This is a genomic window from Protofrankia sp. CiP1_Cm_nod3, assembly GCF_982290655.1.
The window spans coordinates 2,097-3,784 of the sequence record NZ_CEVIVD010000260.1 but is presented as its reverse complement, the minus strand read 5'-3'; the positions used below and the strand labels follow the sequence as shown (position 1 = coordinate 3,784).

The 1,688-nt window shown below is 70.7% G+C and carries 3 protein-coding genes; all 3 read right to left on the bottom strand.

The genetic code is table 11. From position 1 onward, the window contains the following. Entirely contained in the window at window positions 1-813 is an 813-nt protein-coding gene (locus AC5LUJ_RS23930; protein WP_250287431.1) for an ExeA family protein, read from the bottom strand. Then, the gene (locus tag AC5LUJ_RS23925) at window positions 813-1,085 is read right to left on the bottom strand and encodes a hypothetical protein (RefSeq protein WP_250287428.1); all 273 of its coding nucleotides are present in this window, start codon (window positions 1,083-1,085) and stop codon (window positions 813-815) included. The genes AC5LUJ_RS23930 and AC5LUJ_RS23925 overlap by 1 nt, the downstream gene beginning before the upstream one ends. After that, the coding region (locus AC5LUJ_RS23920; RefSeq protein WP_493465839.1) for a Mu transposase C-terminal domain-containing protein at window positions 1,082-1,688 on the bottom strand (607 nt) is incomplete at its 5' end. The genes AC5LUJ_RS23920 and AC5LUJ_RS23925, both read right to left, overlap by 4 nt.

Sequence of the window (1,688 nt, the reverse complement as noted above, 5' to 3'; positions counted from 1 at the left end):
TTAGTCGTCGGTGATTTCGGCGAGGGCGGCGCGGGCGGATTTCTCGTCGACGATCGCGTGTCCGGCGGCGTAGGCGGCGACGAGGGCTTGGACCGCGAGGTTGTTTACCGCTCGGGGGTAGCCCCGGGCGGTCGTGTGGATCAGGGTCATCGCGTCGTTGGAGAACAGGGTGTCGGACCGGCCGGCGAGGCTGATGTGGTGGCGGATGTAGCTGGCGGTCTCCTCGGGGGTCATCGGGGGCATGGTGTAGCGGATCGTGATGCGCTGCTCGAGGGCGGCGAGGACCGCCAGGCGCATGGTGCGGCGCAGGGTGGGCTGGCCGACGAGCAGGGTCGCGAGCGGGGAGTCGGAGTCGATGGCGTGGTTCGTGAGCATGCGGACGGTCTCGAGCTGGTCGTAGCCGAGTAGGTGGGCCTCGTCCAGGACGAGGACGGGTGTGCGGCCGCGTTCGTCGCGGGCGGAGGCGAGTGCTGCGGCTGACTGGGCGATCAGCCGGGAGGACAGGTTCGTGGGTGGGGCGCCGAACGCGGTCACGATGGCCTCGTGAATGCCCCGGACTCCTATCTGCGGGTTGCCAAGATAGATCACGGTGTGGCGGGACGGGTCGAGGTCGGCGAGCGCGGTGCGGACCGCGACGGTCTTGCCGGCGCCGACCTCGCCGGTGACGATCCCGATGCCGCGCTCCGCGATGCACCAGGACAACCGGGCGACGGCCTGGTTGTGGGCGTCGTGGCGGTGCAGCATGCCGGGGGCGAGGTCGCGGCTGAACGGGGTGCGGGTGAAACCGTAGTGCGCACGCAGCTTTTCGAGCATCAGAACGGTTCCTTGAGGGGGAGGGTGAACGCGGCCGGGTCCGGGGTGCTGTCACGGTCACGGCAATGGGTGGTGATCACTGTGGTGGCGAGGTCCTGGACGGTGACGGCGACGTGCAGGACGGTCTCGGCGATCAGGAGGTGGTCGTCGGTGAGGGCGGGGTTGACCAGGTCGCAGGCGGCGTGCGCGATGTCGGAGGCGGCGCGGGAGAGTGCGAAGGCCTCGGCGAGCAGGTCGGGGCCGATGCCGTCGGTGGCGTCGATGGCGCTCATGCGGCGCCCTTGCGCTGCGGGCCGGCTGGGTCGTCGGGGCCGGTCTGGCCCGGGGTGTCGGCGAGCGCCGCATAGTTGATCTTTTGGGTGAGGGTGGTGGTGTGGCGTTCCTGCACGAGGGCGAGATAGTCGATCTGTGTGGGACGGGCCGGTTCGGTCGGGGTTTCCGGGCGGGCCTTGGGATGGCTGTGCCGGGTGATCTCGAACGGGGTCGCGGTGCCGATGTCGGTGTTGCCGAGGCGCAGCGCGATGGTGGTCAGGTCGAACGGGTCGAAGACGCACTCGACGCGCTGGCCGGCAAGCCCGGCGGGGACCTGGTAGCGGTTGGCGTGCAGGGAGATCAGGCCGGTGCGGGACACGGTGCGGTGGGTGGACCAGCGGAACGCCTCGGTGAGCTCGTCAGGGGTGGCGTGGCGGAACGGGCCGCCGGTCTGCCAGCGGTGCAGCGGCGCGGCGCCGGTCTCGGTGTGGACCTGGCGGTGGTACTGCGCTTCGACCCAGGCCTGGAACTTGCCGTTGAGGTCGTCCAGGCTGGTCACGGGGCTGGCGGTCCCGGTGGGGGTGGCCTCGTCGGCGATCTCGACGAGGAACTGGCCCCGCACC

Bases quoted from the DNA above. Each gene is read 5' to 3' on its own strand.
- AC5LUJ_RS23930 (WP_250287431.1), bottom strand. From the start codon at position 813: ATGCTCGAAAAGCTGCGTGCGCACTACGGTTTCACCCGCACCCCGTTC.
- AC5LUJ_RS23925 (WP_250287428.1), bottom strand. From the start codon at position 1,085: ATGAGCGCCATCGACGCCACCGACGGCATCGGCCCCGACCTGCTCGCC.